This is a genomic window from Halomonas sp. SIMBA_159, assembly GCF_046536035.1.
GTDB lineage: Bacteria > Pseudomonadota > Gammaproteobacteria > Pseudomonadales > Halomonadaceae > Vreelandella > Vreelandella venusta_A.
In genome coordinates this window covers 1-240 of record NZ_JAWJBT010001498.1, presented here as the reverse complement: position 1 = coordinate 240, position 240 = coordinate 1, and the positions used below count along the sequence as shown (strand labels likewise).

Genomic DNA, 240 nt, shown 5'->3' with positions numbered 1-240 from the left:
GCGACAACGTGCACGGACAGTAGGACATTTTCCACTCCTTTAGTTTACGTAAAGGTTGTCCGTTCCCGCAAACGTCGCGATCATGTGGGCGCGGAGAGCGTCGGTGAGTTGCGGATGCCTTGCAGCGAATATCTCGTCGAGCACGGCGATCCTCGCCGCGGCATCCTCCAGGAGCTGCCTACCCTGATCGGTGACCTCCAGATGCGAGGCAGCGCCGGCGCGGGCCGTGGCATCGTCGAC

The 240-nt window shown here is 62.1% G+C and carries 1 protein-coding gene; it reads right to left on the bottom strand.

Features of this window, described 5'->3' with window-relative positions:
- Positions 1-39: 39 nt before the first annotated feature.
- The coding region (locus R0J87_RS24210) for a hypothetical protein (RefSeq protein WP_498889594.1) at positions 40-240 on the bottom strand (201 nt) is incomplete at its 5' end.